Origin of the sequence: Azospira oryzae (assembly GCF_004217225.1) — a bacterium.
GTDB lineage: Bacteria > Pseudomonadota > Gammaproteobacteria > Burkholderiales > Rhodocyclaceae > Azospira > Azospira oryzae.
The window spans coordinates 1,226,763-1,249,348 of record NZ_SHKM01000001.1 but is presented as its reverse complement, the minus strand read 5'-3'; the positions used below and the strand labels follow the sequence as shown (position 1 = coordinate 1,249,348).

At 67.4% G+C, this 22,586-nt stretch carries 21 protein-coding genes and 2 tRNA genes; 8 read left to right on the top strand and 15 right to left on the bottom strand.

Going from position 1 to position 22,586, the window contains the following annotated elements:
• The first annotated feature begins 4 nt into the window (after positions 1-4).
• Genes hflC through EV678_RS05675 form a run of 4 tightly spaced genes read left to right on the top strand, consistent with a single transcriptional unit; the run spans position 5 to position 3,556 of the window.
• Positions 5-883, top strand: coding sequence for a protease modulator HflC (gene hflC, locus EV678_RS05690; protein ID WP_014238146.1), 879 nt, complete (start codon positions 5-7; stop codon positions 881-883).
• A gap of 20 nt (positions 884-903) precedes the next feature.
• Positions 904-1,089 carry a DUF2065 domain-containing protein gene (locus EV678_RS05685; protein WP_014238145.1) on the top strand — a complete coding sequence of 62 codons (186 nt, stop codon included), beginning with the start codon at positions 904-906 and terminating at the stop codon, positions 1,087-1,089.
• Positions 1,086-2,240 (top strand): ATP phosphoribosyltransferase regulatory subunit, encoded by a 1,155-nt coding sequence (locus tag EV678_RS05680; RefSeq protein ID WP_130458809.1) that lies wholly within the window; start codon positions 1,086-1,088, stop codon positions 2,238-2,240. Before EV678_RS05685 ends, EV678_RS05680 begins: the two co-directional genes overlap by 4 nt.
• 5 nt (positions 2,241-2,245) lie before the next feature.
• Positions 2,246-3,556 carry an adenylosuccinate synthase gene (locus EV678_RS05675; protein WP_130458808.1) on the top strand — a complete coding sequence of 437 codons (1,311 nt, stop codon included), beginning with the start codon at positions 2,246-2,248 and terminating at the stop codon, positions 3,554-3,556.
• A 269-nt stretch (positions 3,557-3,825) separates the two neighbouring features.
• Here the strand turns inward: EV678_RS05675 and EV678_RS05670 are convergent.
• Together EV678_RS05670 and EV678_RS05665 are read right to left on the bottom strand one after the other, a co-directional pair.
• Positions 3,826-3,912 (bottom strand) — tRNA-Leu (locus EV678_RS05670).
• 244 nt (positions 3,913-4,156) lie between these two features.
• Positions 4,157-4,243 (bottom strand) — tRNA-Leu (locus tag EV678_RS05665).
• 139 nt (positions 4,244-4,382) lie between these two features.
• Between EV678_RS05665 and rnr the strand changes: the two genes are divergently transcribed.
• On the top strand, positions 4,383-6,770 hold the full coding sequence (rnr, locus tag EV678_RS05660; protein ID WP_412784073.1) for a ribonuclease R: 2,388 nt from the start codon (positions 4,383-4,385) through the stop codon (positions 6,768-6,770).
• A 16-nt stretch (positions 6,771-6,786) separates the two neighbouring features.
• Here the strand turns inward: rnr and EV678_RS05655 are convergent, their stop codons facing one another.
• The gene (locus tag EV678_RS05655) at positions 6,787-7,533 is read right to left on the bottom strand and encodes a tRNA pseudouridine(65) synthase TruC (RefSeq protein WP_130458806.1); all 747 of its coding nucleotides are present in this window, start codon (positions 7,531-7,533) and stop codon (positions 6,787-6,789) included.
• Positions 7,534-7,734: 201 nt separating this feature from the next.
• Here EV678_RS05655 and nirJ point away from each other — a divergent pair, with 201 nt between their 5' ends.
• Positions 7,735-8,898: a heme d1 biosynthesis radical SAM protein NirJ gene (nirJ, locus tag EV678_RS05650; RefSeq protein WP_130458805.1), complete on the top strand. Its 1,164-nt coding sequence runs from the start codon at positions 7,735-7,737 to the stop codon at positions 8,896-8,898.
• Positions 8,895-10,493 carry a cytochrome D1 domain-containing protein gene (locus EV678_RS05645; RefSeq protein ID WP_130458804.1) on the top strand — a complete coding sequence of 533 codons (1,599 nt, stop codon included), beginning with the start codon at positions 8,895-8,897 and terminating at the stop codon, positions 10,491-10,493. The genes nirJ and EV678_RS05645 overlap by 4 nt, the downstream gene beginning before the upstream one ends.
• A 180-nt stretch (positions 10,494-10,673) precedes the next feature.
• Here EV678_RS05645 and EV678_RS05640 read toward each other — a convergent pair whose 3' ends face one another.
• Genes EV678_RS05640 through EV678_RS05630 form a run of 3 tightly spaced genes read right to left on the bottom strand, consistent with a single transcriptional unit; the run spans position 10,674 to position 12,852 of the window.
• Positions 10,674-11,042 (bottom strand): response regulator, encoded by a 369-nt coding sequence (locus EV678_RS05640; RefSeq protein WP_130458803.1) that lies wholly within the window; start codon positions 11,040-11,042, stop codon positions 10,674-10,676.
• Between the two features lie 18 nt (positions 11,043-11,060).
• Positions 11,061-12,356 (bottom strand): methyl-accepting chemotaxis protein, encoded by a 1,296-nt coding sequence (locus EV678_RS05635; protein ID WP_130458802.1) that lies wholly within the window; start codon positions 12,354-12,356, stop codon positions 11,061-11,063.
• A complete protein-coding gene (locus tag EV678_RS05630; protein WP_130458801.1) occupies positions 12,331-12,852 on the bottom strand; it encodes a PAS domain-containing protein in 522 nt (173 codons plus the stop codon). Before EV678_RS05630 ends, EV678_RS05635 begins: the two co-directional genes overlap by 26 nt.
• A 226-nt stretch (positions 12,853-13,078) precedes the next feature.
• On the opposite strand from EV678_RS05630, the gene EV678_RS05625 reads away from it, so the two are divergent.
• Positions 13,079-13,813 (top strand): S1 family peptidase, encoded by a 735-nt coding sequence (locus EV678_RS05625; protein WP_130458800.1) that lies wholly within the window; start codon positions 13,079-13,081, stop codon positions 13,811-13,813.
• A 12-nt stretch (positions 13,814-13,825) separates the two neighbouring features.
• Here EV678_RS05625 and EV678_RS05620 read toward each other — a convergent pair whose 3' ends face one another.
• The 9 genes from EV678_RS05620 to EV678_RS05580 all read right to left on the bottom strand — a co-directional run bounded on the left by EV678_RS05620 (position 13,826) and on the right by EV678_RS05580 (position 22,583).
• Entirely contained in the window at positions 13,826-14,566 is a 741-nt protein-coding gene (locus tag EV678_RS05620) for a Crp/Fnr family transcriptional regulator (protein WP_014238134.1), read from the bottom strand.
• Between the two features lie 32 nt (positions 14,567-14,598).
• Positions 14,599-16,446 carry a nitric oxide reductase activation protein NorD gene (locus tag EV678_RS05615; protein WP_130458799.1) on the bottom strand — a complete coding sequence of 616 codons (1,848 nt, stop codon included), beginning with the start codon at positions 16,444-16,446 and terminating at the stop codon, positions 14,599-14,601.
• Between the two features lie 92 nt (positions 16,447-16,538).
• The gene (locus tag EV678_RS05610; protein WP_130458798.1) at positions 16,539-17,531 is read right to left on the bottom strand and encodes a 4Fe-4S binding protein; all 993 of its coding nucleotides are present in this window, start codon (positions 17,529-17,531) and stop codon (positions 16,539-16,541) included.
• A gap of 22 nt (positions 17,532-17,553) precedes the next feature.
• A complete protein-coding gene (locus tag EV678_RS05605) occupies positions 17,554-17,958 on the bottom strand; it encodes a hypothetical protein (protein ID WP_014238131.1) in 405 nt (134 codons plus the stop codon).
• A gap of 9 nt (positions 17,959-17,967) precedes the next feature.
• Complete coding sequence (locus EV678_RS05600; RefSeq protein ID WP_130458797.1) at positions 17,968-18,759, bottom strand: CbbQ/NirQ/NorQ/GpvN family protein; 792 nt, start codon at positions 18,757-18,759, stop codon at positions 17,968-17,970.
• Complete coding sequence (locus tag EV678_RS05595; RefSeq protein ID WP_130458796.1) at positions 18,759-19,049, bottom strand: cytochrome C oxidase subunit IV family protein; 291 nt, start codon at positions 19,047-19,049, stop codon at positions 18,759-18,761. Before EV678_RS05595 ends, EV678_RS05600 begins: the two co-directional genes overlap by 1 nt.
• 10 nt (positions 19,050-19,059) lie before the next feature.
• Positions 19,060-19,662 (bottom strand): cytochrome c oxidase subunit 3 family protein, encoded by a 603-nt coding sequence (locus EV678_RS05590; RefSeq protein WP_130458795.1) that lies wholly within the window; start codon positions 19,660-19,662, stop codon positions 19,060-19,062.
• Positions 19,663-19,758: 96 nt separating this feature from the next.
• Entirely contained in the window at positions 19,759-22,140 is a 2,382-nt protein-coding gene (locus tag EV678_RS05585; RefSeq protein WP_130458794.1) for a putative bifunctional diguanylate cyclase/phosphodiesterase, read from the bottom strand.
• A complete protein-coding gene (locus tag EV678_RS05580; RefSeq protein ID WP_014238126.1) occupies positions 22,137-22,583 on the bottom strand; it encodes a type 2 periplasmic-binding domain-containing protein in 447 nt (148 codons plus the stop codon). Before EV678_RS05580 ends, EV678_RS05585 begins: the two co-directional genes overlap by 4 nt.
• Between the last annotated feature and the right edge of the window lie 3 nt (positions 22,584-22,586).

Here is a 22,586-nt window from a genome sequence, read left to right as displayed (position 1 = left end):
AGAGATGAAACAGAGCTTCGGTCTTATCGGCGGCCTGGTGGCCGCCATCGTGGTGGTGCTGGCCCTCAGCCTGTTCACCGTGGATCAGCGCCAGTACGCCGTGGTGCAGCAGCTGGGCGAGGTCAAGTCGGTCATCACCGAACCAGGCCTCAACTTCAAGTGGCCCCTGATCCAGAACGTCCGCTTCTTCGATCGCCGCATCCTGACCATGGATTCCCCGGAACCCGAGCGTTTCATCACCTCGGAAAAGAAGAACGTGCTGGTGGATTCCTACGTCAAGTGGCGCATCGTCGATCCCAAGCTGTACTACATCTCCGTCGGCGGCGACGAATCCCGGGCCCGTACCCGTCTCTCCCAGACCGTCAATGCGGGCCTGCGGGAAGAGTTCGGCAAGCGCACGGTGCATGACGTGGTCTCCGGCGAGCGGGACAAGATCATGGACGACATGCGGGAAAAGGCCGACCAGGATGCCCGCAAGATCGGTGTGCAGATCGTGGACGTGCGCCTGAAGCGCGTCGAGTTGCCCCAGGAAGTGAGCGAGTCCGTCTATCGCCGCATGGAGGCCGAGCGCAAGCGGGTGGCCAACGAACTGCGTTCCCAGGGTGCTGCCGAGGCCGAAAAGATCCGCGCCGACGCCGACCGCCAGCGCGAAGTGCTGGTGGCCGAAGCCTACCGGGATGCCCAGAAGATCAAGGGTGAGGGCGATGCCAAGGCTGCCGCCATCTACGGCCAGGCCTTCGGCCAGAATCCCGAGTTCTTCGCCTTCTACCGCAGCATGGAAGCCTATCGCTCCACCTTCAAGAGCAAGAGCGATGTCATGGTGCTGGAACCCAATTCCGATTTCTTCAAGTACATGAAGAACGTCGGCCGCAGCGGCAAGTAAAGTCGGCCGTCGTTCTGCCTATGGGCGATAATCTCCTCCTCGCCTTCGCGCTCATGCTGGTGCTCGAAGGCGTCGTTCCCTTTCTCGCGCCCCAGGCCTGGCGCGAGACGTTTCGCCGCCTCATCGCCATGAGCGACGGCCAGATCCGCTTCATCGGCCTCACCGCCATGATCGCGGGCCTCATACTGTTGATGATTTTCAAATGAACTGGTTGCTACCCGAATACCTGGCCGATGCCCTGCCGGCAGAGGCCGCCAAGATCGAGCGCCTGCGGCGCCAGACCCTGGACCTGTTCCGCTGCCATGGCTACGAACTGGTCATGCCGCCCCTGCTTGAGTACCTGGAATCCCTGCTCACCGGGTCCGGCCAGGACCTGCGCCTGAAGACCTTCAAGCTGGTGGACCAGCTGTCTGGCCGCACCATGGGTGTGCGTGCCGACATCACGCCCCAGGTGGCCCGCATCGACGCCCACCTGCTCAACCGCCAGGGCGTGGTCCGTCTCTGCTATTGCGACAGCGTGCTGCATACCCTGCCGGCTGCCACCGCCGGCACCCGGGAGCCGATCCAGATCGGCGCCGAGATTTACGGCCATGCCGGCGTCGAAGCCGACCTGGAGATCATCCGCCTGATGGCTGCCGCCCTGGAAGGGGCCGGCCTCTCCGCCGCCCGCCTCGATCTGAGCCATGTTGGCATCTTCCGCGCCATCGCCCAGGCCGCCGGCCTGCCGGCTGCGGCTGACGAGGAAGTGTTCGCCCTGCTGCAGGTCAAGGACATCCCCGGCCTGCAGGCCGCCTGTGCCGGCCTGCCCGAGCCCTACCGTTCCGCCCTGCTGCGCCTGCCCGACCTCTATGGCGATGCTTCCGTGCTGGCCAAGGCCCGGCAGCAGCTGCCCGACCTGCCGGCGGTGCACGCCGGCCTGGACCTGCTCTCGGCCCTGGCCGCCAAGGCCGGCGACCTGCCCATCGGTTTCGATCTGTCGGACCTGCGCGGCTATCATTACCACAACGGCGTCGTTTTCGCCGCCTACAGCCCCGGCTACGCCACCGCCCTGGCCCTGGGCGGCCGCTACGACGGCGCCGGCGAAGCCTTCGGCCGGGCCCGTCCCGCCACGGGGTTCTCCATGGATTTGCGCGAGGTGGCCCGCCTGGCCCCCGCCACCCAGGTTTCAAAAGCCATCCTGGCGCCCTACGGCGGCGAGGATGCCCAGCTGGCCGCCGCCATCGCCCGTCTGCGGGCCGAAGGCGAGGCCGTGGTGGAACTCCTGCCCGGCCAGGCCGGCAGCGAAGGTCTGCCCTGCGACCGCCGGCTGGTGCAGCAGGACGGCAAATGGATTATTGCAGCAATCAATAAGGACTAAGCAGTATGGCTAAGAACGTCGTGGTCGTCGGCACCCAGTGGGGCGACGAGGGGAAGGGAAAGATCGTCGATTGGCTGACGGACAACGCCCAGGGCGTGGTGCGTTTCCAGGGCGGGCACAATGCCGGCCACACCCTGGTGGTGGGCGAGCGCGAATACAAGCTGAACCTGGTGCCCTCCGGCATCGTGCGTGACGGCGTGCAGTGCTACATCGGCAACGGCGTGGTGCTGGACATCCAGCATCTGCTGGCCGAAATCAAGATCCTGGAAGAGGGCGGCCTGGACGTGCGTTCCCGCCTCAAGGTCAGCCCCGGCTGTCCCCTGATCCTGCCCTACCACTCCGCCATCGACAAGGCGCGGGAAGCCGCCAAGTGCGCCGACCAGAAGATCGGCACCACCGGCAAGGGCATCGGTCCGGCCTATGAAGACAAGGTGGCTCGCCGCGGCCTGCGGGTGTACGACCTGTTCAACCCGGAGCGCTTCGCCGCCAAGCTGAAGGAAGTGATGGAGTACCACAACTTCATCCTGACCAAGATGCTGGGTGCCGAGCCCGTTTCCTACGAAGCCGTGCTGGAACAGGCCCTGGCCAATGCGGAACAGATCAAGCCCCTGGTGGCTGACGTCTCCGCTGCCATCTACGAATCCAACAAGGCCGGCCAGAACCTGCTGTTCGAAGGCGCCCAGGGTACCCTGCTGGACATCGACCACGGCACCTATCCCTTCGTCACCTCCAGCAACTGCGTTGCCGGCCAGGCGGCAGCGGGAGCCGGCGTCGGTCCCGGCATGCTGCATTACGTGCTGGGCATCACCAAGGCCTATTGCACCCGCGTCGGCGGCGGTCCGTTCCCCTCCGAGCTGGATATCGACACCGCCGGCTGTCCCGGCCACCAGATGTCCACCAAGGGCAAGGAATTCGGCACCGTCACCGGTCGCAAGCGCCGCTGCGGCTGGTTCGATGCCGCCGCCCTGCGCCGCTCCGCCCGCATCAACGGCGTCACCGGCCTGTGCATCACCAAGCTGGACGTGCTCGACGGCCTGGAAGAACTGCACATCTGCACCGGCTACAAGCTGGACGGCAAGGTGCTGGACCTGCTGCCCATCGGTGCCGACGAAGTGGCCCGCTGCGAGCCCATCTACGAAACCATTCCCGGCTGGAAGGAAACCACCTTCGGCGCCAAGCGCTGGGAAGACCTGCCGGCCACGGCCCAGGCCTACCTGGACCGCATCCAGACCCTGTGCGAGATTCCCATCGACATCGTCTCCACCGGTCCGGAGCGGGACGAAACCATCCTCAAGCGGCATCCCTTCGCCGCCTGAGCGAAAAAGCCGGCGTCAGAGCGCCGGCTTTTTTCTTTAACCTGAGTGTCGTCCTGATTGTCGTCAACTCCCCTTAAGCTTGCCGGCAGCCAGTATCGCCGGGGGCATTCGTGCCCTGCGACTGCGGGAGGTGCGCACTCTGCCGCCGTCGCGAATGGGGACGGTGGTGCGGGGAGGGGGGAGTGCCGGACCGGCAGCCGTTGCGGAAGCGGGGCCGGAAAAGCAAAAAGCCGAAAATCCTTGAAGAATTTTCGGCTTTGCCTGAACCTTGGTGCCCAGGAGAGGACTCGAACCTCCACAGTGTTGCCACCGCCAGGACCTGAACCTGGTGCGTCTACCAATTCCGCCACCTGGGCAGGTGTCGAAAAGAGCCCGCATTATAATGAAGCCTGCGGTACTACCGCAAGAGGAAAAATGATTAATTTTTTACCGTCGCTGCAGAACCCGATTTTTGCCATGGCTGTCGCCCCCATGTCGTCCTTGCGGATGGCAGGGCAGGGTGCGTCCCGGCTGGAGGGAATTGTGGCGGCTGGGGAAACCCGTGCAAACGGGAAGCAGAAAAACAAAAAGCCGGCAAAAGCCGGCTTGATGTCTGAAACCTGGTGCCCAGGAGAGGACTCGAACCTCCACAGTGTTGCCACCGCCAGGACCTGAACCTGGTGCGTCTACCAATTCCGCCACCTGGGCAGGTGTCGAAGAAGGCGCGATTATAAGGTAAATAAAGACCATGTCAACTAGAAAACTATCCAAAACCAGAAAAAACGATCCTTTCTTTGAAAGGGAGTGCCAAAAGTACGAGATTCCCCTGCCGTCCCGGGAATACACCATGCAGCTGCTGCAGGACCAGGGACGCCCCGTTTCCTTCGACCAGCTGGTGGCCCTGCTGGACATCAGCCGGGATGAGGAGGACCTCTTCCAACGCCGTCTCAACGCCATGGAGCGGGACGGCCAGCTGCTGCGCAACCGCAAGAACTCCTACATCCTGCCGGAGAAGGCAGACCTGATTCCGGGCAAGGTGGAAGGCCATCCGGACGGCTTCGGCTTCGTCAAACCGGACGACGGCAGCGACGACCTGTTCCTCGAGCCCAAGCAGATGGACAAGGTGCTGCACGGCGACCGGGTGCTGGTGCGCTGCATCGGCCTGGACCGCCGCGGCCGTCGCGAGGCCACCATCGTCGAGGTGCTGGAGCGGGCCAACACCCGCCTGGTGGGCCGGCTCATGGAAGAGCACGGCATCCAGTTCGTGGTGGCCGAGAACAAACGCATCAGCCAGGACATCCTGATTCCCCCCACCGCCATGACCGACAAGCGGGCCAAGCTCAAGGCCCGGCCCGGCAATGTGGTGATGGTGGAAATCCTGGAGCAACCCTCCCGCTATTCCCAGCCCATCGGCCGCATTGTCGAGATTCTCGGCAACTATGCCGACCCGGGCATGGAAATCGAAATCGCCCTGCGCAAGCACGACCTGCCCTTCGAGTTTTCCAAGGAAGCCCAGGCCGAAAACAAGGCGGTGCCGGACAAGGTCAAGAAGAGCGACTTCAAGGGCCGCGAAGACCTGCGTGAGCTGCCCCTGGTGACCATCGACGGCGAGACCGCCCGGGACTTCGACGATGCGGTCTTCTGCGAGAAGGTGGGCCGGGGCTGGCGCCTGGTGGTGGCCATCGCCGACGTCTCCCATTACGTGCGTCCGGGCATGGCCCTGGACCAGGAGGCCTACGACCGGGGCAACTCGGTGTATTTCCCGCGGCGGGTCATTCCCATGCTGCCGGAGAAGCTCTCCAACGGCATCTGCTCCCTCAACCCGGACGTGGAACGGCTGGCCATGGTGTGCGACATGAACATCAGCGCCACCGGCAGCATCGGCAAGTACCGCTTCTACCCCGCCGTGTTCCGCTCCCATGCCCGCCTCACCTACAACCAGGTGTGGGGCTGGCTGTCCGGCGAAAGCCAGCCGGAGAACGAGGTGCATCAGACTCTGCAGCCCCACCTGCAGAACCTCTACAAGCTCTTCCAGGTGCTGCTCAAGGCGCGCAAGAAGCGGGGTGCCATCGACTTCGAGACGGTGGAAACCCAGATGCTGTTCAACGCCCAGGGCAAGATCGAGAACATCGTGCCCGTGGTGCGCAACGACGCCCACCGCCTGATCGAGGAATGCATGCTGGCGGCCAACGTCTGCGCCTCCGGCTTCCTGCATGAGCACAAGCAGGCCTGCCTGTACCGGGTGCACCAGGGACCGACGCCGGAAAAGCTGGAGAACCTGCGGGCCTTCCTCAGCGAATTCGGTTTCTCCCTGGCCGGCGGCGACGAGCCCAAGGCCAAGGATTACGCCGAGCTGCTGGAGAAGATCCAGGGCCGTCCCGACACCCAGCTGCTGCAGACGGTGATGCTGCGCTCCCTGCGCCAGGCCCAGTACGCCCCGGAAAACCTGGGCCACTTCGGCCTGGCCTACGAGGCCTACACCCACTTCACCTCGCCCATCCGCCGCTATCCCGACCTGCTGGTGCATCGCGCCATCAAGGCGGTGCTGGCCGGCGAGACCTACAACCCGGGCAAGTGGGAAGACATCGGCCTGCATTGCTCCGGCACCGAGCGCCGGGCCGACGAGGCCACCCGGGACGTGGACAACTGGCTGAAGTGCTTCTACATGAAGGAGCGCATCGGGGAGGAATTCGAGGGCACCATCGCCGGCGTCGCCGCCTTCGGTATTTTCGTCGCCCTGGACGAGGTCTTCGTCGAAGGCATGGTGCATGTCTCGGAGCTGGGCGAGGACTACTTCCACTTCGAGCCGGCCAAGCACCAGATGCTGGGCGAACGCAGCGGCAAGCGCTTCCGCCTCGGCGACCGCCTGCGGGTGAAGCTGGTGCGGGCCGACCTGGAGTCCGGCCGCATCGACTTCATCCTGGCCCAGGAAAAGAAGGAAGGTCCGGCCGGCGACGACGAGGTGGTGACCTGGCGCAAGAACACCACGGGCAAGCCAGCCCTGGGGGCAGCTGCTCCGCAAGGCAAGCCCCGTGCGGGTTCCGGCGGTGGCAAGCCCGGCAAGTCCGCCCCTGGCGGCAAAGCGGGCGGTCCGGGTCAGGGCGGTCATCGCGGCAAGAGTCCGGCCGCTGCCAAGACGGGCGCTCCCAAGCGGAGCGGCAAGGGCGGGGCGAAGGGCGGCAGCAAGTCCGCCAGCAGGGGCGGCGCCAACAACGGCGGCCGCAAGGGGCGCTAGGCCCCGTTGCCGTGTCTCAGGTCTGGCCGGCGAGCCCCGCCGGCAGGGCCTGGGCCCAGCCCAGCTCGGCCACCAGCCGGGCGAAATCGCCCTCCAGGGGCGCTTCCAGCAGCAGGGGGGCGCCGCTGGCCGGGTGTCTCACTTCCAGACGCAGGCAGGCCAGCAGCAGGCGCGGGCAGGCGAAGTGCTGGGCGAAGAAGCGGTTGTGCTTGCCCTTGCCGTAGGTGGCGTCGCCGATGATGGGATGGGCGATGTGCTTGAGATGGCGCCGCAGCTGGTGCTGTCGGCCGGTGGCCGGCTCCAGTTCAAGCAGGGCGTAGCGGCTGCTGGGATAGCGGTCCACCGCCAGCGGCAGTTCCACCGTGGCCAGGCGCCGGTAGCGGGTGAGGGCGGCCTGGGGCTCCCGGTTCATGCGCTCCCCCTGCCATTCCCCGTCGTCGAACTGGCGGCTGAGGGCATGGTCGATGACGCCGGCTTCCTCCGGATTGCCGCGCACCACCGCCACGTAGGTCTTGTGCACCGTCTGGGCCTCGAACTGGCGCCCCAGTTCCCGGGCCATGTCGCTGCTGAGGGCGAACAGCAGCACGCCGGAAGTGCCCCGGTCCAGGCGATGGGCCGGGTAGACCCACTGGCCGATCTGGTCCCGCAGCAGCTGCACGGCGAAGCGGGTCTCGTGTCGGTCCACCAGGGAACGGTGCACCAGCAGGCCGGGGGGCTTGTGGATGGCGATCAGGTGCTCGTCGCGGTAGATAATCGGCAGCATCCGCTCGGTTTTCCTCGGTAACGGTGGTGGCAAAGGGGAGGGGCATCCTAGCAGGAATTGCTGCCCGAGGGCTTCCCGCCGGCCTCCCCGCATCCGCCGAAGGCCGCCCTGGCGCCCATCCCGCAGCTGTCTTGATGCGTATCAACGACGCCCCATTTCTTCCCGCGTTCAATGGCAGCCACGATCTCCAGGGAAGAAAAAATGTTCCGCATCTCCCAATTCATGGACGAGCTGGTGACCCCCAGCACCGTCGGCCCCCGCCGCAATCCGCCCGGGCCGGTGGTGATCTGGAACCTGGTGCGCCGCTGCAACCTCACCTGCAAGCACTGCTACTCCATCTCCGCCGACAAGGATTTTCCCGGCGAACTGAACACCGAGCAGGTGTTCACCGTGATGGACGACCTCAAGGCCTTCCGCGTGCCGGTGCTGATCCTCTCCGGCGGCGAGCCCCTGCTGCGGCCGGACATCTTCGACATCGCCCGCCGCGCCAAGGGCATGGGCTTCTACGTCGGCCTTTCCTCCAACGGCACCCTCATCAGCGAAGCCAATATCGACGCTATCGCCGACATCGGCTTCGACTACGTGGGCGTCAGCCTGGACGGCATCAAGGAGACCCACGACAGGTTCCGCCGCCTGGAAGGGGCCTTCGACGCCTCCCTGGCCGGTATCCGCCTGTGCAAGGAACGGGGCATCAAGGTGGGCGTGCGCTACACCATGACCCAGGACAACGCCCACGACCTGCCCGGTCTGCTCAAGCTGATCGAGGCCGAGGGCATCGACAAGTTCTACTTCTCCCACCTCAACTACGCCGGCCGGGGCAACAAGAACCGGGCCACCGACACCCATCACCTGGCCACCCGCCAGGCCATGGACCTGCTCCTCGACACCTGCTGGGACTACCGGCAGAAGGGTCTGCACAAGGAATTCGTCACCGGCAACAACGATGCCGACGGCGTGTACCTGCTGCGCTGGGTGGCCCGCCGCTTCCCGGACAAGGTCTCCCACATCCGCGCCAAGCTGGAGCAGTGGGGCGGCAACGCCAGCGGCGTCAATGTGGCCAACATCGACAACCTGGGCAATGTGCATCCGGACACCATGTGGTGGCACCACACCCTGGGCAACGTCAAGGAGCGGCCCTTCTCCACCTTGTGGAACGACCTCTCCGACCCCCTCATGGCCGGCCTCAAGCAGCACCCGCGGCCCGTGGAGGGCCGCTGCGGCGCCTGCGCCTACCTCAACATCTGCAACGGCAACACCCGGGTGCGGGCCCAGCAGCTGACCGGCAATCCCTGGGCCGAAGATCCGGCCTGCTATCTCAGCGACGAAGAAATCGGCGTCAAAAAGGTAACCGAGGTATCCCTATGAAAACCCGCGTCCAGGCCGCCAGGCGGCCGTCCTCCCTGGCCTTCTGGCTGCTTTCCGTACCCCTCGGCCTGGGGGCGTTGTGGCTGGCCAGCCGGCCGGCCCACGCCGCCGATGCCAACGCCCCGGCCCTGTTCCAGCAGCACTGCGCCGCCTGCCACGGTGCCGACCGCCTGGGGGGCATGGGCCCGGCCCTGCTGCCGGAAAACCTGGAACGGCTGAGAAAGGCCGAAGCCCTCAAGACCATCAGGGAAGGCCGGGCCGCCACCCAGATGCCGGCCTTCAAGGACCAGCTGAGCGAGGCCGACATCGCCGCCCTGGCCGACTACGCCTACGCCCCGGTGAACCCCAAGCCCACCTGGACGGAGAAGGACATCCGCGCCTCCCGCATCCAGCACGTGGACGAGAAGACCCTCTCGCCCAAGCCCGTCTTCAAGGCCGACCCCATGAACCTCTTCGTGGTGGTGGAAGGGGGCGACCATCACGTCTCCATCCTCGACGGCGACAAGCTGGAGCCCATCCACCGCTTCCAGTCCCGCTACGCCCTCCACGGTGGGCCCAAGTTCTCCCCCGACGGCCGCTTCGTGTATTTCGCCTCCCGGGACGGCTGGTTGACCAAGTTCGACCTGTGGAACCTGAAGGTGGTGGCCGAGGTGCGGGCCGGCATCAACACCCGCAACGCCGCCGTCTCCGGCGACGGCAAGTACGTCATGGCCGCCAACTACCTGCCCCAGGATCTGGTGCTGTTCGACGCCGACCTCAACCTGATCAAGGTGATGGAGGCGAAGAGCGCCGACGGCAAGGAAAGCTCCCGGGTTTCCGCGGTGTACGATGCCGCCCCGCGCAAGAGCTTCGTCGCCGCCATGAAGGACATGCCCGAGGTCTGGGAAATCAGCTACGACCCGGAAGCCCATCCCATCTACGACGGCCTGGTGCACGACTACCAGTACAAGGAAGGGGTCTCGGTGCCCGGCTTCCTCAACCCCCGCCGCACCCGCCTCACCGATCCCCTGGACGATTTCTTCTTCGACCAGAGCTATTCCGAGGTGATGGGCACCAGCCGGGAAGGCAAGGGCCAGGTGGTGAACCTGGATGCCCGGCGCAAGGTCTCCGAACTGCAGCTCTCCGGCATGCCCCACCTGGGCTCCGGCATCACCTGGAACTGGCAGGGCCGCACCGTGATGGCCTCCACCAACCTCAAGGAAGGCAAGGTGACGGTGATCGACATGAAGGACTGGAAACCGGTGAAGGACATCGTCACCCGGGGAGCCGGCTTCTTCCTGCGCAGCCACGAGAACAGCCGCTACGCCTTCGTCGATTCCATGATGAGCCCGGCCAAGGACACCCTGCAGGTGATCGACAAGGACAAGCTGGAGATCGTCAAGGAACTCAAGCCCGTCCCCGGCAAGACCCTGGCCCACATCGAGTTCACCAAGGACGGCCGTTACGCCCTGGCCAGCCTGTGGGAAATGGACGGCGCCCTGATCATCTACGACGCCAGGACCCTGGAAGAGGTGAAGCGCCTGCCCATGAAGAAGCCGGTGGGTAAGTACAACGTGTGGAACAAGATCACCCGTTCCGAAGGCACCAGCCACTAGGCTGGGCTCGGCAGCCCGGGCCCCGTCGCTCGGGGTCCCGGCGGGCTTTCCTGCTGCTGCGATGGCGGTGGGGATGGCCTGAGAGCAAGGGATTATGGGAAGGAGGGCTGCCCGGCCGGGCAGCAGCGCCCTGGATGTGACCAGGGGAGGCAGGGGCCCGGCAACCCGGGCGCTGTTCCGTCAGAGCCGCTGCAACAGCTTTTCCAGGGCCCGGTGCACCGTTTCCGCCTTGAAGGGCTTGACGATGTAGCCCTGGATGCCGGTCTGGATCAGTTCCCGCACCCGGTTCTGGTCCGCTTCCACGGTGACCATGATCACCGGCATCAGGTGGCCCGCCGCCCGCAGGGCGCGGACGAACTGGCCGCCATCCATGACCGGCATGTTCCAGTCGCTGACGATGGCGTCGATGCCGCCGGCCTGCACCATCTCCAGGCCGGCCTGGCCATGGGAGGCCTGCTTGACGGCAAAGCCCACCTCCTGGGCGATGGCGGTGAGGATGCCGCGCATGGACTCCACGTCGTCCACCACCAGGAGGGTCTTGGCTGCCATGGCCGGAGCTGACGCCGCCTAGAGGGCGGCGTTCTGGCTTTCGATGTAGGCGAACAGTTCGTCGTACATTTCCACCAGGGCATCCCGCTCGGCGCTGCCTTCGGTCCACTTGCGGGTGGCGGCCAGTTCCAGGGCTGCCCGTTCGGTGGCGGAGCGGCTGGCGATTTCCACCTGCTCGCCGTTGATGATGGCATTGACGTCGGCCCGGGCCTTCTGGGCCAGGGACACCATGCGCATGGAGGTTTCCATCCTGCCGGCACCCTGGCCGATGGTGCCCGCCAGTTCCTCCACCACGGAGGCGGAGCTGGCGGAGCCGGCCAGTTCCTGGCTGAAGGTGTCGGCGGTGCCGCGGGCGTCGGAGACGGCGCCCCCCAGTTCTTCCATGCGCCGGGAGACGTCTTCCATGGCGCCGGAAACGTCGCCGATGGCCTGGGTGATCTCCACCGCGGCCTTCTGGGACTGGTCGGCCAGCTTGCGCACCTCGTCGGCCACCACGGCAAAGCCGCGGCCCGTCTCGCCGGCCCGGGCCGCCTCGATGGCGGCATTGAGGGCCAGCAGGTTGGTCTGCTTGGCGATGGCGTCGATGTGGCCGGTCAGCTGGCGGATGGCGTTGGTCTTGCCGTCCAGCTCGTGCAGGGCTTCGGCGCTGTGCTGGGCCGAGGTCTGGGCCTGACCGAGGGCGGCGGACATGGATTCGGCGGCACCGGACATGGCGCCGGCGGATTCGGCGAAGGCCCGGGCCAGGGATTCGGCCTGGGCCGATTCCTGGGCCACGGTTTCCAGGGCCTCGCTGACCCGGCCGATGGCGGTGGACAGGCCCCGTTCCGAACGCAGGAAGATCTTCGACAGCAGGGCCTCCCGGGCCACGGATTCCCGGGCCTCGTCGAGGCGGTCGAGCATGCCCTGCATCTGCTCCAGCACGTCGCGGAAGGTGCCGTGCAGGCCCGCGGTGTGCAGGCGGCGCCAGGGGCGGCCCTGGGTCGAGGCAGCCATGGCGCCGAGCATTTCGCGGAAGGCGGTTTCGGTCTGGTCCAGGGCCGAGTTGATGCTGATGCGGATGGCGTCGAGCTGGGGGTCGTCGATGCTGCGGGGCATACGCTCCACCAGCAGGCCGTTCTGCACCTTGTCCATCAGGGCGTTCAGCTCTTTCAGGCGCTCCTGGCGGGAGGCGGCGGGCAGGACCAGCAGCAGGGCCGCCAGCAGCAGGGCCGGCAGGGCGTAGAGCGGGTCGAGGAAGGCCAGGCCGGCACCGGCCAGCACCAGGATCAGGAGCGGCCAGCGCCGCCTGTCAAAGTGAGAGAACCAGCTGTTCATAGCTCATTCCGGAAGATTGCAGGAGGTCGGTCAGCACCTTGGTGCCGGCGGCGATGGCGTCTTTGCTGCCGGCGGCCTTTTCGGCCGCCAGCATCTGCTGGTACACCGGCACGATCTTGTCGATGGCGCTGCGCCTGGGACAGCGCCGCACCGAGTAGTAGCCGACGATGTCGCCCTTGGGGCCGAAGTCCGGGGTGATGTGGGCGAAGACCCAGTAGAAGCTGCCGTCCTTGGACATGTTCTTCACGTAGGCGAAGATTTCCCGGCCCGACTTGAGGGTGTCCCACACCAGGTTGAAGGCGGACCGGGGCATGTCCGGGTGGCGAATGATGTTGTGCTGGGTGCCCAGCAGCTCGGCTTCGCTGTAGCCGGAAAACTCGATGAAAATCTCGTTGCCGTAGGTGATGCGGCCGCTCAGGTCGGTCTTGCTGACGATGAAATCGTTGTCGCGCATGACCCGTTCCCGATTGGTGGGAACGATGGATTTATCCTTCATTTTTGTCTCGCTCCTCGTCTGGAAGAAGCTATACCTCCCGGGCCGTAATCTACCTTGTGGCACGGGGATTGGAAAGCTTGCGGGGCCGATATTTGCCTTTTGCCGGGGCCCTGTCGGCAAATGTCCGGGGCAGGCTCTCCGCTTTGCCCCACAATGGCTTTCCAGGCGGTGCTCGCCCCCTTCGGCGGGAGCCTTTTTTGGCCTGGGGACGAAAGGTGCCAGGATCATGATCGAATCCATTTTGTTGACGGCAGTACGGGTATGCACTTTCGGCGCCGGCCGGGCCCTGACTAATGCCAGCGGCTTTTTCTTCGCCCCGGACGAGAGCCGCCTGTTTCTCGTCACCAGCCGCCATGTGCTGTGCGATGCCGCCAGCGGCCACCATCCGGAGCGCATCGAGATCGAGCTGCATACCGATCCGGCCAACCTGGCCGCCGCCACCGGCTTTTCCATTCCCCTCTACCGCAACGGCCGCAGCCTGTGGCGCCAGGGCGAGGACGGGGTCGGGGAGATCGACGTGGCGGCGATCGAGATCGAGCGGGCGGCCCTGCCGCCGACCACGCTCCATGCCGCCTTCACGCCGGCCCATCTGGCCGGCCGCCGGGACCGGGTGGAAGTGGGCAGTTCCCTGCTCATCGTCGGCTTCCCCCTGGGCTTCCACGACCAGCTGCACCACATGCCGGTGGCGCGCCAGTCGGTGGTGGCCTCGTCCTTCGGCCTGCGCTTCCAGGGCCAGGGCTATTTCCTCACCGATGCCCGCACCCACCGCGGCACCAGCGGCGCGCCGGTGGTGATGCGCCTGCCCGACGGCGACGGGGGGCGGGGCGAACTGCCCTGGCTGCTGCTCGGCGTGCATTCGGCCCGGCTCGATGCGGGCGGACGGGATGCGGAGGTGGACGAGGCCCTGGGCCTCAACTGCGCCTGGTATGCGGACATCCTCCTGACCCTGACCCGGGACTGAATCGGGCGCGGCCTAGGGCGAAGCCAGACGCAGGGCTTCCACGTCGGGAATGTGGATGGTGCGGCCGTCCACCACCACCAGGCCGCGGCCTGCCAGGTCGTGCAGGATGCGGGAAAAGTGTTCCTGGGTCAGGTTGAGGCGGGAGGCGATGTTGCCCTTGCTGCTGGGCAGGCGCACCACGGCCTGGCGCGGACAGTTGCCGCTGCCGGCCTCCGGCGCCTCGGCGCCGCGCAGCAGGAAGCCGACGATGCGCTCCCAGCCGGACTGCAGGGAATAGGCTTCCACATCCACCACCCGGTGGTGCAGGCGGCGGGAGAGGCTGCTGATCATCTTGCGGCATAGCAGGGGGTCCTGGTCCATCTCGTGGAACAGCACCAGCTTGGAAATGTGCAGCAGGCGGGAGCGGGTCAGGGCCTGGGCGAAGAGGGCGTAGGGCTTTTCCATGAACATCACCGCCTCGCCGAAGGTCTGGCCCGGGTGGATCAGTTCCACCACCTTTTCGTTGCCCTGGTTGGAATTGAAGGCCAGCTTCACCTGTCCCGCCAGCAGCAGGTGGAAGCCGCGGCAGGGATCGCCCTTGTGGAAGAGGATGTCGCCGCGGCCGGCCTCGACCTCGCGCACGCCCCGGGCCAGGCGCTCCAGGTCGGGCTCCTCCAGTTCGGCGAAGAGGCTGGTTTCCCGCAGCAGGGCGATGATGCGGGGATCGGGCGGGGTGCCCGAATCCGGGGGCAGGAGGCAGGTGCTGTTGTTCATGGGCTTACCTTCGTTTCCTGGGAGGCGGTGGGTCAGCGCGTCAGTTGGGCGTAAAGCAGGGGCAGGCGGCGGGGCAGTTCCTCCGGCTTGCGGATCACCGCGTAGCCGGCGGGGCCGAACAGGTGGGGCAGGTAGGAGGCCCCTTCCCGGTCGATGGTGACGCAGAAGGGCTGCAGGCCCAGCTTGCGCGCCTCGATGATGGCCATGCGGGTGTCCTCGATGCCGTAGCGGCCGTCGTAGATGTCCAGGTCGTTGGGCTTGCCGTCGGAGAGGATCAGCAGCACCCGGCGGCTGGCCGGCTGCCGCGCCAGCTGGCTGGAGGCATGGCGGATGGCGGCGCCGAGGCGGGTGTAGTAGCCGGGCTTGAGGGCCAGGATGCGGCCCCGGGCGGCGGCGTCGAACTTCTGGCCGAAATCCTTGAGGCGGGAGAAGCGCACCTGGCTGCGCTTCAAGGAGGAGAAGCCGCACAGGGCGAAGGCGTCGCCGGTGGCGCCCATGGCGGTGCCGAACAGCAGCAGGGCGTCCTTGACCACGTCGATGACCCGGGCCTCGTCGCTGACCCAGGTGTCGGTGGACAGGGAGAGGTCGGCCAGCACCAGGCAGGCCAGGTCCCGCTCCCGCTTTTCCAGGGAGAGGTAGAGGTTGTCCGTGGGGTGGCCGCCGGTGGCCCGGTCGGCGTGGGCGCGCACTGCCGCATCCACGTCCAGTTCCTGGCCGTCGGGCTGGCCCTTGAGCCAGCGCCGGGCCGGCAGCAGGGCGGCGAACTGCTGGTGCAGGCGGCGGGCGGTGCGGGCGAGGCGGTGCGGCAGGGCGCTGTCGCTGGCGGCCTGGGGCGTCACTTCCAGCAGGCGCACATGCTCCTCCAGCAGCTGGCCCTTGCGGTAGTCCCATTCGGGCAGGGGAATGCCGTCGCCCAGGATCACGTCGTCCTCGGCGGCGGAGGGCAGGTCCAGGTCGAAGCGCACCTTGGAGGCCACCTTCTCGCTGTCGTCGGCCAGGGCCAGCTGGTCCAGGTCGTTGGCGGCGGCCACCGCGTCCTCGTTGGGGTCGTCGTCGGTGGGGCGGTTCACCTTCACGTATTCGCCCCAGCTGAAAATGCTCTCGGCCCGGAACATCATCAGCATGCCGTTCTTCTCCGTCGGCATTTCCACCCGCTCGGTCTGGTGGGCGCGCCGTTCCTCCTCTTCCTTCAGCTGCTGGCTGCCGGCCTGATCCTCGGTGGGCGCCTCGCGGCTGGGCTGGGTGGCGCCGTGCGGCTCGGTGCCGAAGTCGCCCAGCCACAGCATCACCGGGCGGGAGGGCACGGGGGAGCGGGGCAGGGCATCGACGCTGCCCGGTTCCAGCAGGGCGCGGCGGATGGCCTCTTCCCGCGGCCGCTCGGCGGCGGGCAGGCTGTCGGGGTTGAGGCGCTGGGCCAGGTGGGCCTGCACCAGGCGCCGGTAGCGGGGCGCCAGGCCTGGCCAGCAGGCCAGGGCGCGCCGGGTGGCGGCCTGGTTGCGGCGGCAGGAATCGGTTTCGGCGGCGGCCCCGGGCTGCTGGCCGGCGGCGGCCAGGGCGGCCAGCCACAGGTAGAGGTCCCGGTTGAGGGCGGCGTCGGGGAAGGCGGCGATTTCCGGCGGCAGGCGCAGGGTGGCCAGATCCAGGGTGGCGGGAGTGGCCTTTTCGTCGCTGCCGGCAACCCGGGACAGCCAGCGGCGGCGGGCGCCGTGGCGCACTTCGACGGCGGCGGCGACGCGCAGGCCGGGGTCGCCGCCGAAGGCGCGGAAGAGGATGCCGGCGGTGCGTTCCACTTCCTTCAGCTTGACCGCCGCCTTGGGGTAGTGGCCGCCCGCGGCCTGGGTGATCCAGCGGTGCCAGAGTTTGCCGACGAATTCTTCCATGGCCGTTCCTTAATGGGCCGCCAGGGGCGCCGCGAGGGCCTGAGCGCCGGCCTGGGGCCCTTTATCCATGCGGTTCTTGGGGCGGTGCCGGGTCATGGCCGGTCCACCGCGGAAAATCCGGCCTCGTTCTGCCGCGCCGCCTCAGCCTCCACCCACTGCAGCAGGGGCGGCTGGCCCTGGCGGCCCTGGCTCTGGGCGCAGGCGTCCAGGCACTGGCCGCACTGGGTGCAGGCGAACATCATGCGTTTCAGGGTGCGGGGCTTGAGGCGCATGGGGCAGACGGCGTCGCAGGCCGATTGCCGGTCCGGCAGGCAGTCGGCGCATTCGGCCGTGCGCTGCCGGTTGAAGCCCACCACCAGGGCGTCCTTGTTGCCCATCCAGGCCAGGCTCTGGAACAGGCCGACGGCGCAGGCATAGCGGCAGAAGAGGTGGCGGGCGAAGAGGAATTCCAGGGAAATGACCGTGGTGGCGGCCGCGATGAAAATGAGCTGGTTGCGCGTCAGTTCCCCGTTGAAGAGGTTGGCGTAGACCTCCATGGGCGGCAGCAGGTAGGTGAGGAAGACCACCGCCCAGACGAAGGCGAAGGCCACCGCCAGGGGCAGCACCGCCAGCCACCAGATCGGGCCCCGGGGTGCCGGGGTGCCGTCGGGGCGCCAGGGGGAGATGGGCTTCTTGTCCCACAGGCTGTGCTTGCCCGAGGCCCGGATCATCACCCGGTTGATGGTCTCCACCACGGAGAAGTGGGGGCACAGCCAGCCGCAGTAGAGGCGGCCCCATTTCCAGGCGGCCCAGAGGAAGACGGCGGCGCCGGCGAGAATGGGCAGGAACAGCCGGGTGAGGACGTTGAAGGCGGCTTCGCCGGCGCCGATGCGGCCGGCCAGGAACTGGTCCAGGCCCAGGCGCCATTCGAAGGTGAGGAAGAGGGCGTGGCCGCGGGCCAGGTCGTAGCGGAACAGGTCGAACACCGGCGCCAGGGCAAAGAGGACGAAGAAGCCCATCTGGGCCGCCAGCCGTTGCCGCTGCACGCGCTGGTTGCCGGCCACGGCCTGGGCCGCCGGAATGATGGGAATGACGCGCTGGTTCATGGAAATGGAAAAGGCAGGGCCTTCAGGCCCGGGGCAGGCGCGGGCCGATCAGGGGGAAGCGCCAGGGCTGCCCGGCCATGGCGCTGGCCAGGCCGACGATGCCGCCCACCACCAGGGCCGAATGGACGCAGGTGAAATAGAGGATGACGGCGACCCAGGTCCATTCCCAGTTGAGGCCGCCCAGGGCGATGAAGCCGGCGGACAGGGTGACGATGAGCAGGCCGCCCCAGGCGCTGACCCAGAAGGTCTGCTGCAGGTGCTGGCGGGCCAGCAGGGGCGCCGTACCGCCGTGGCGCCACCACAGCCAGGCCAGGGCGGCGAAGGCCAGGCCCGGCAGGGCCAGGAGATTGACCAGGAACAGGGCCTCGGCGGCGATGGCCAGGCCAGTGCCTTCCGGGTTGTCTGCAGGGGCGCTGGGGCTGGCCATGGCGGTAGGTCAGCGGCCGAAGGTGGCGTTGACGATTTCCATCAGGGCGCCGGCGGTTTCCACGTCGTCGGTGAGGCTTTCCACCATGGCGGCGCGGCAGGCGGTGACCGGGTCCATGCCGGCCTTCACCAGGGTGGCGGCGTAGACCAGCAGGCGGGTGCTGGCGGCTTCCTCCAGGTCCTGGTCCTTGAGGGTGCGCAGGGCCTGGGCGATGGCCACCAGGCGCTTGGCCAGGTCCTCGTCGCAGCCGGTTTCGCCGCGCAGGATGGCGATTTCCCGGGCGCTGCCGGGGAAGTCGAAGCGCAGGGAGACGAAGCGCTGCCGGGTGGAAGGCTTCATGCCCTTCATCAGGTTCTGGTAGCCCGGGTTGTAGGACACCACCAGCATGAAGGAATCCGGCGCCTCCAGCACCTCGCCGGTGCGGTCGATGGGCAGGATGCGGCGGTCGTCGGCCAGGGGATGCAGCACCACGGTGGTGTCCTTGCGCGCTTCCACCACCTCGTCCAGGTAGCAGATGCCGCCTTCGCGCACGGCCCGGGTGAGGGGGCCGTCGCACCACAGGGTCTTGCCTTCGCCGATGAGGTGGCGGCCCACCAGGTCGGCGGCGGTGAGGTCGTCGTGGCAGGCCACGGTGAACAGGGGCAGGCCCAGCTTGGCCGCCATGTGGGCGACGAAGCGGGTCTTGCCGCAGCCCGTGGGGCCCTTGATCAGGAGGGGCAGCCGGTTCTTCCAGGCGTGCTCGAAAATTTCCACTTCATCGGCGGCAGCGTCGTAGAAGGGCAGGGTGGCGGCCATGTCCATCAGGGCATTCCTTTCCAGTAGGCGATAGCAATGAGGCCGCAGACCAGGACCACCCAGCCGAGGGTGATGCCCTTCCACAGCAGGGGGGCGTGGCGCAGGCCCATGAAGTCGAGGATCACCGCCCGGCTCTTGAGGGCGGCGATGAGCAGCAGGCTGGCGACGGCGGCGGGGCCGCTGATGCCTTCCTCGCCGACGGTCCAGGTGGCCAGGGTGGCGGCGATCAGCAGCAGCCAGACGACGGTGCTGCGGCGGGTGCTGTAGGGGGCGGCGACGTGGGTCAGGTTATCCATGGTTCCGTTCTCAGCGCAGTACATAGACCAGGGGGAAGAGGATGATCCACACCAGGTCCACCATGTGCCAGTAGGAGGCGCCGCTGTGCAGGTTGTTCATGGCGGTGCCGTTGTCCGGGCCGTAGTTGCCGCGGCGGGCCTGGAACCAGAGGACGGCCAGGATCACCAGCCCCAGCAGCACGTGCATGAAGTGGAAGAAGGTGAGGGAGAGGTAGAACATGTAGAAGGGGCTGGTGGACAGGGTGATGCCGGCCCCCAGCTTGTCGGCGTACTCCACCAGCTTGACGGCGACGAAGCCGCTGCCGCAGAGGAAGCCGGCGGCCAGCCAGGGCGCCACCTTGTCCCTGAGGCCCGCTTCGGCGGCCTGCACGGCGCGCACCACGAAGTAGCTGGCGGTGAGCAGGAGGATGGTGTTGAGGGCGCCGGCGTTGCGGTCCAGGGCCAGCTGTTCGGCGTTGAACAGTTCCACGTGCTTGGCCCGGGTGAAGGCGTAGGCGGCGAAGAAGACGCAGAAGGCCAGCAGTTCGGCGCAGATGAAGAACCAGATGGCCAGGTCGCCGGGCAGGCGGCGCTCGCTGGCGGGGGACTCAATGGCAAGGGCTTGGGTATCCATGGGCCCCAGTATAGGAAGGGGACCCGGGGGCGACTTTGATACCTGCTAAGAACGTCGGCAAAAGGTGGCCGGGGCCGCCGCGGGCCGCGGCAGGCCCTAGCCGGGGGCGCCCGGGGTGGCCTGCAGCAGGGTTTCGAGACGCTCGGTGACGGCGGAAAAGTCGCCGGCGGGTACCGGGCGGGAGAAGTGGTAGCCCTGGCCGTAGCGGGTGCCCATGCCGCGCAGCAGGGCCAGCTGGGCCTCGTTCTCGACCCCTTCGGCCACCACCTCCAGGCCCAGGCTGCGGGTCATGGCGACGATGGCCTCCACCAGGGCCCGGTCGCTGCTGTCCTGGCCCATGTCTCGGACGAAGGACTTGTCCACCTTGACCGTGGTCACCGGGAAACGCTTCAGGTAGGAGAGGGAGGAATACCCGGTGCCGAAATCGTCCAGGTAGATGCGGATGCCCACCTGGCGCAGGGCCTGCAGCCACTCCAGGGCCTGCTTCATGTCGGACATGAGCACGCCCTCGGTGATTTCCAGGACCAGGGCGCCGGGGGGCAGGCTGCGCCGGCTGAGGGCCTCCATCACCGCCGAGGGCGGCAGGCCGTGGGGAATCTGGCTGCCGGAGACGTTGATGGAGAGGTACAGGTCCTCCCGGCCTTCCCGGCGCCACTGCTGCAGCTGGTCGCAGGCCGTTTCCAGCACCCACAGGCCGATCTCCTGGATCAGGCCGGTTTCCTCCGCCACCGGGATGAAGTCGTCCGGCGGCACCATGCCCTGCTGGGGATGGACCCAGCGGATCAGGGCTTCGGCCCCGGCCAGGCGGTTCTGCTGGATATCCACGATGGGCTGGTAGAACAGGCGCAGTTCCTGGCGCTCCGCCGCCAGGCGCAGTTCGTTCTCCAGGCGGCGCCGGTTCTCGGCGGCGGCGGCCATGGAGGGGTGGAAGAACTGGTAGTCCCGGCCGCCGCTGCGCTTGACCCGGTCCAGGGCCAGTTCGGCGTTGCGCAGCAGGGTCAGCAGTTCCCGCCCGTCCTCCGGGTAGAGGGCGATGCCGACGCTGCTGCCGACGAAGGCCGGGGTGTCCCCCAGCTCGTAGGCCAGGCCCAGGGTCTCGACGATGCGGTGGGCCACCTTGGCGGGAATCTCCTGGCCTTCCACATTGGGCAGGAGCAGGGCGAATTCGTCGCCGCTGGTGCGGCCCAGCCAGTCGCTGCCCTTGATGCAGTTGCGCAGCCGGTTGGCGGCCATCAGCAGCAGTTCGTTGCCCACGTCGAAGCCCTGGCCGTCGTTGATGCGCTTGAAACCGTCCAGGTTGATGAGCAGCAGGGCGAAGGGCTGCTCGGGATGGAGGATGATCATTTCCCGGATCTGCTGCTCCAGGCCCATGCGGTTGCCCAGGCTGGTCAGCAGGTCGGTGACGGTCATGCGCTGGGCGAAGGTCTCCACCAGCTTGCGCTGGGTGATGTCGCTGGCGATGCCCTGGACCAGGGCGTCGCCGATGGGGGTCAGGCTCAGGTGCAGCCAGCGCGGATTGTCCGGCAGGGCCAGTTCCAGGTCGTCCTCCTGGGCGCTGTTGCTTTCCAGGCAGCTGCGCAGCAGGGCTGCCGTCTGCTCCGGCTGGCCCCAGGGCAGGGCCAGCAGGTTGGGCGGCATGCCGCCCGGCCGCTCCTCCTGGCCGCTGAGGCGGGCCAGGGAACGGTTGTGGGAGAGCAGGGTGCCCTGGCCGTCGGCCACGAAAATTCCCGATTCCGCATTTTCGAAAATGTCCCGGTACTTGCGCTCGTCCATGGCCTGGCGCAGGCGCAGGCTGTGCTCCTCCTCCAGGGCGGCCACCAGGTCCTCGGTGAGACCGTTGATGTCGTCCACCAGGCGGCCGATTTCGTTGCCGCCGTGGCCGGGGGGCGCCGGCAGCCGCTCGCCCAGGGTCGGCTTGAGCAGGTGCAGGCGGTCGGAGATGGCCTTGATGGGGGCGACGATGAGGCGCAGGACGATGAAGATCACCGCCAGGGTCAGCAGGGCCAGCTGGGCGGCCAGTACCAGGCCGACGAACAGGCTCTCGCGGAAGGTGCGTTGTTCCAGGGCTTCCCGGTTGGGTTGCAGCTCGATTTCACCGACCCGGCGGGTGGGGTCGAAGGGAGAGTAGATGTCCCGCCGCAGGGCGGCGGCGCTGTTCTGGGACAATTGGCCGCTGCGCTCCTCCCGCCCCAGCTCCTGGTTCAGGCTGCGGATGCTGACGGCGGCCACCTCGCTGTTGCGGATCAGGCCCCGGGCCACTTCCGTCGCCAGCTGGGCGTCTTCGATGAAACAGGCGATGCGCACCGTCTCCTCGATGGTGTCGAGCAGTTCCCCCAGGCGGTTGTTGGCTTCCTGCTGGGCCAGGTGGTTGGTGACGACCCAGGTGATGCCGATCACCAGGGTGCCCACCAGCAGGGTGACCCCGGCCATGGCCCAGACGGCCCGGCTGAGGATGTTGCGTTTGGGCGGGCATCTCATGGGGTCCGGTTCTCCAGTTCCAGCACCACCTTGACCCGGCCGTCCACCCGGCTGCGGTCCAGGTAGCCGATGGCGCCCCGGTTGCTGGCCACGGTGTTGAGCAGCATGTCCGGCGACTGCTGCTGCAGGGGCGGCGAGGTGCGCCCGGAGAAGATCACCCGGGCCCAGTAGGCATTGATCTCCGCCGGGCTCTTGCCCACCAGGCGCCAGTAGAACTGGGTCCGCTCCAGGGATTCCTGGGGCAGTTCCAGGGGCACGGCGGTGAGGCCGGAGGGGAACTGGCGGTAGCGGCCGAGGAAAATGTTGGTGACGTCTTCCCGGCTCAGTTTCTCCACGCCGCTGCGGGGATTGACCACCACCACCAGGTCGCCGGCGGCCTGCCCGGCTGCGGGGAGCAGCAGGGCTAGGGCGAGGCGGAGGCGGGGCAGGAGGCGGGGTTTCACGGG

Coding starts and splice junctions, on each gene's coding strand:
- hflC (WP_014238146.1), top strand. CDS start 5: ATGAAACAGAGCTTCGGTCTTATCGGCGGCCTGGTGGCCGCCATCGTG.
- EV678_RS05685 (WP_014238145.1), top strand. CDS start 904: ATGGGCGATAATCTCCTCCTCGCCTTCGCGCTCATGCTGGTGCTCGAA.
- EV678_RS05680 (WP_130458809.1), top strand. CDS start 1,086: ATGAACTGGTTGCTACCCGAATACCTGGCCGATGCCCTGCCGGCAGAG.
- EV678_RS05675 (WP_130458808.1), top strand. CDS start 2,246: ATGGCTAAGAACGTCGTGGTCGTCGGCACCCAGTGGGGCGACGAGGGG.
- rnr (WP_412784073.1), top strand. CDS start 4,383: ATGCAGCTGCTGCAGGACCAGGGACGCCCCGTTTCCTTCGACCAGCTG.
- EV678_RS05655 (WP_130458806.1), bottom strand. CDS start 7,533: ATGCTGCCGATTATCTACCGCGACGAGCACCTGATCGCCATCCACAAG.
- nirJ (WP_130458805.1), top strand. CDS start 7,735: ATGTTCCGCATCTCCCAATTCATGGACGAGCTGGTGACCCCCAGCACC.
- EV678_RS05645 (WP_130458804.1), top strand. CDS start 8,895: ATGAAAACCCGCGTCCAGGCCGCCAGGCGGCCGTCCTCCCTGGCCTTC.
- EV678_RS05640 (WP_130458803.1), bottom strand. CDS start 11,042: ATGGCAGCCAAGACCCTCCTGGTGGTGGACGACGTGGAGTCCATGCGC.
- EV678_RS05635 (WP_130458802.1), bottom strand. CDS start 12,356: ATGAACAGCTGGTTCTCTCACTTTGACAGGCGGCGCTGGCCGCTCCTG.
- EV678_RS05630 (WP_130458801.1), bottom strand. CDS start 12,852: ATGAAGGATAAATCCATCGTTCCCACCAATCGGGAACGGGTCATGCGC.
- EV678_RS05625 (WP_130458800.1), top strand. CDS start 13,079: ATGATCGAATCCATTTTGTTGACGGCAGTACGGGTATGCACTTTCGGC.
- EV678_RS05620 (WP_014238134.1), bottom strand. CDS start 14,566: ATGAACAACAGCACCTGCCTCCTGCCCCCGGATTCGGGCACCCCGCCC.
- EV678_RS05615 (WP_130458799.1), bottom strand. CDS start 16,446: ATGGAAGAATTCGTCGGCAAACTCTGGCACCGCTGGATCACCCAGGCC.
- EV678_RS05610 (WP_130458798.1), bottom strand. CDS start 17,531: ATGAACCAGCGCGTCATTCCCATCATTCCGGCGGCCCAGGCCGTGGCC.
- EV678_RS05605 (WP_014238131.1), bottom strand. CDS start 17,958: ATGGCCAGCCCCAGCGCCCCTGCAGACAACCCGGAAGGCACTGGCCTG.
- EV678_RS05600 (WP_130458797.1), bottom strand. CDS start 18,759: ATGGACATGGCCGCCACCCTGCCCTTCTACGACGCTGCCGCCGATGAA.
- EV678_RS05595 (WP_130458796.1), bottom strand. CDS start 19,049: ATGGATAACCTGACCCACGTCGCCGCCCCCTACAGCACCCGCCGCAGC.
- EV678_RS05590 (WP_130458795.1), bottom strand. CDS start 19,662: ATGGATACCCAAGCCCTTGCCATTGAGTCCCCCGCCAGCGAGCGCCGC.
- EV678_RS05585 (WP_130458794.1), bottom strand. CDS start 22,140: ATGAGATGCCCGCCCAAACGCAACATCCTCAGCCGGGCCGTCTGGGCC.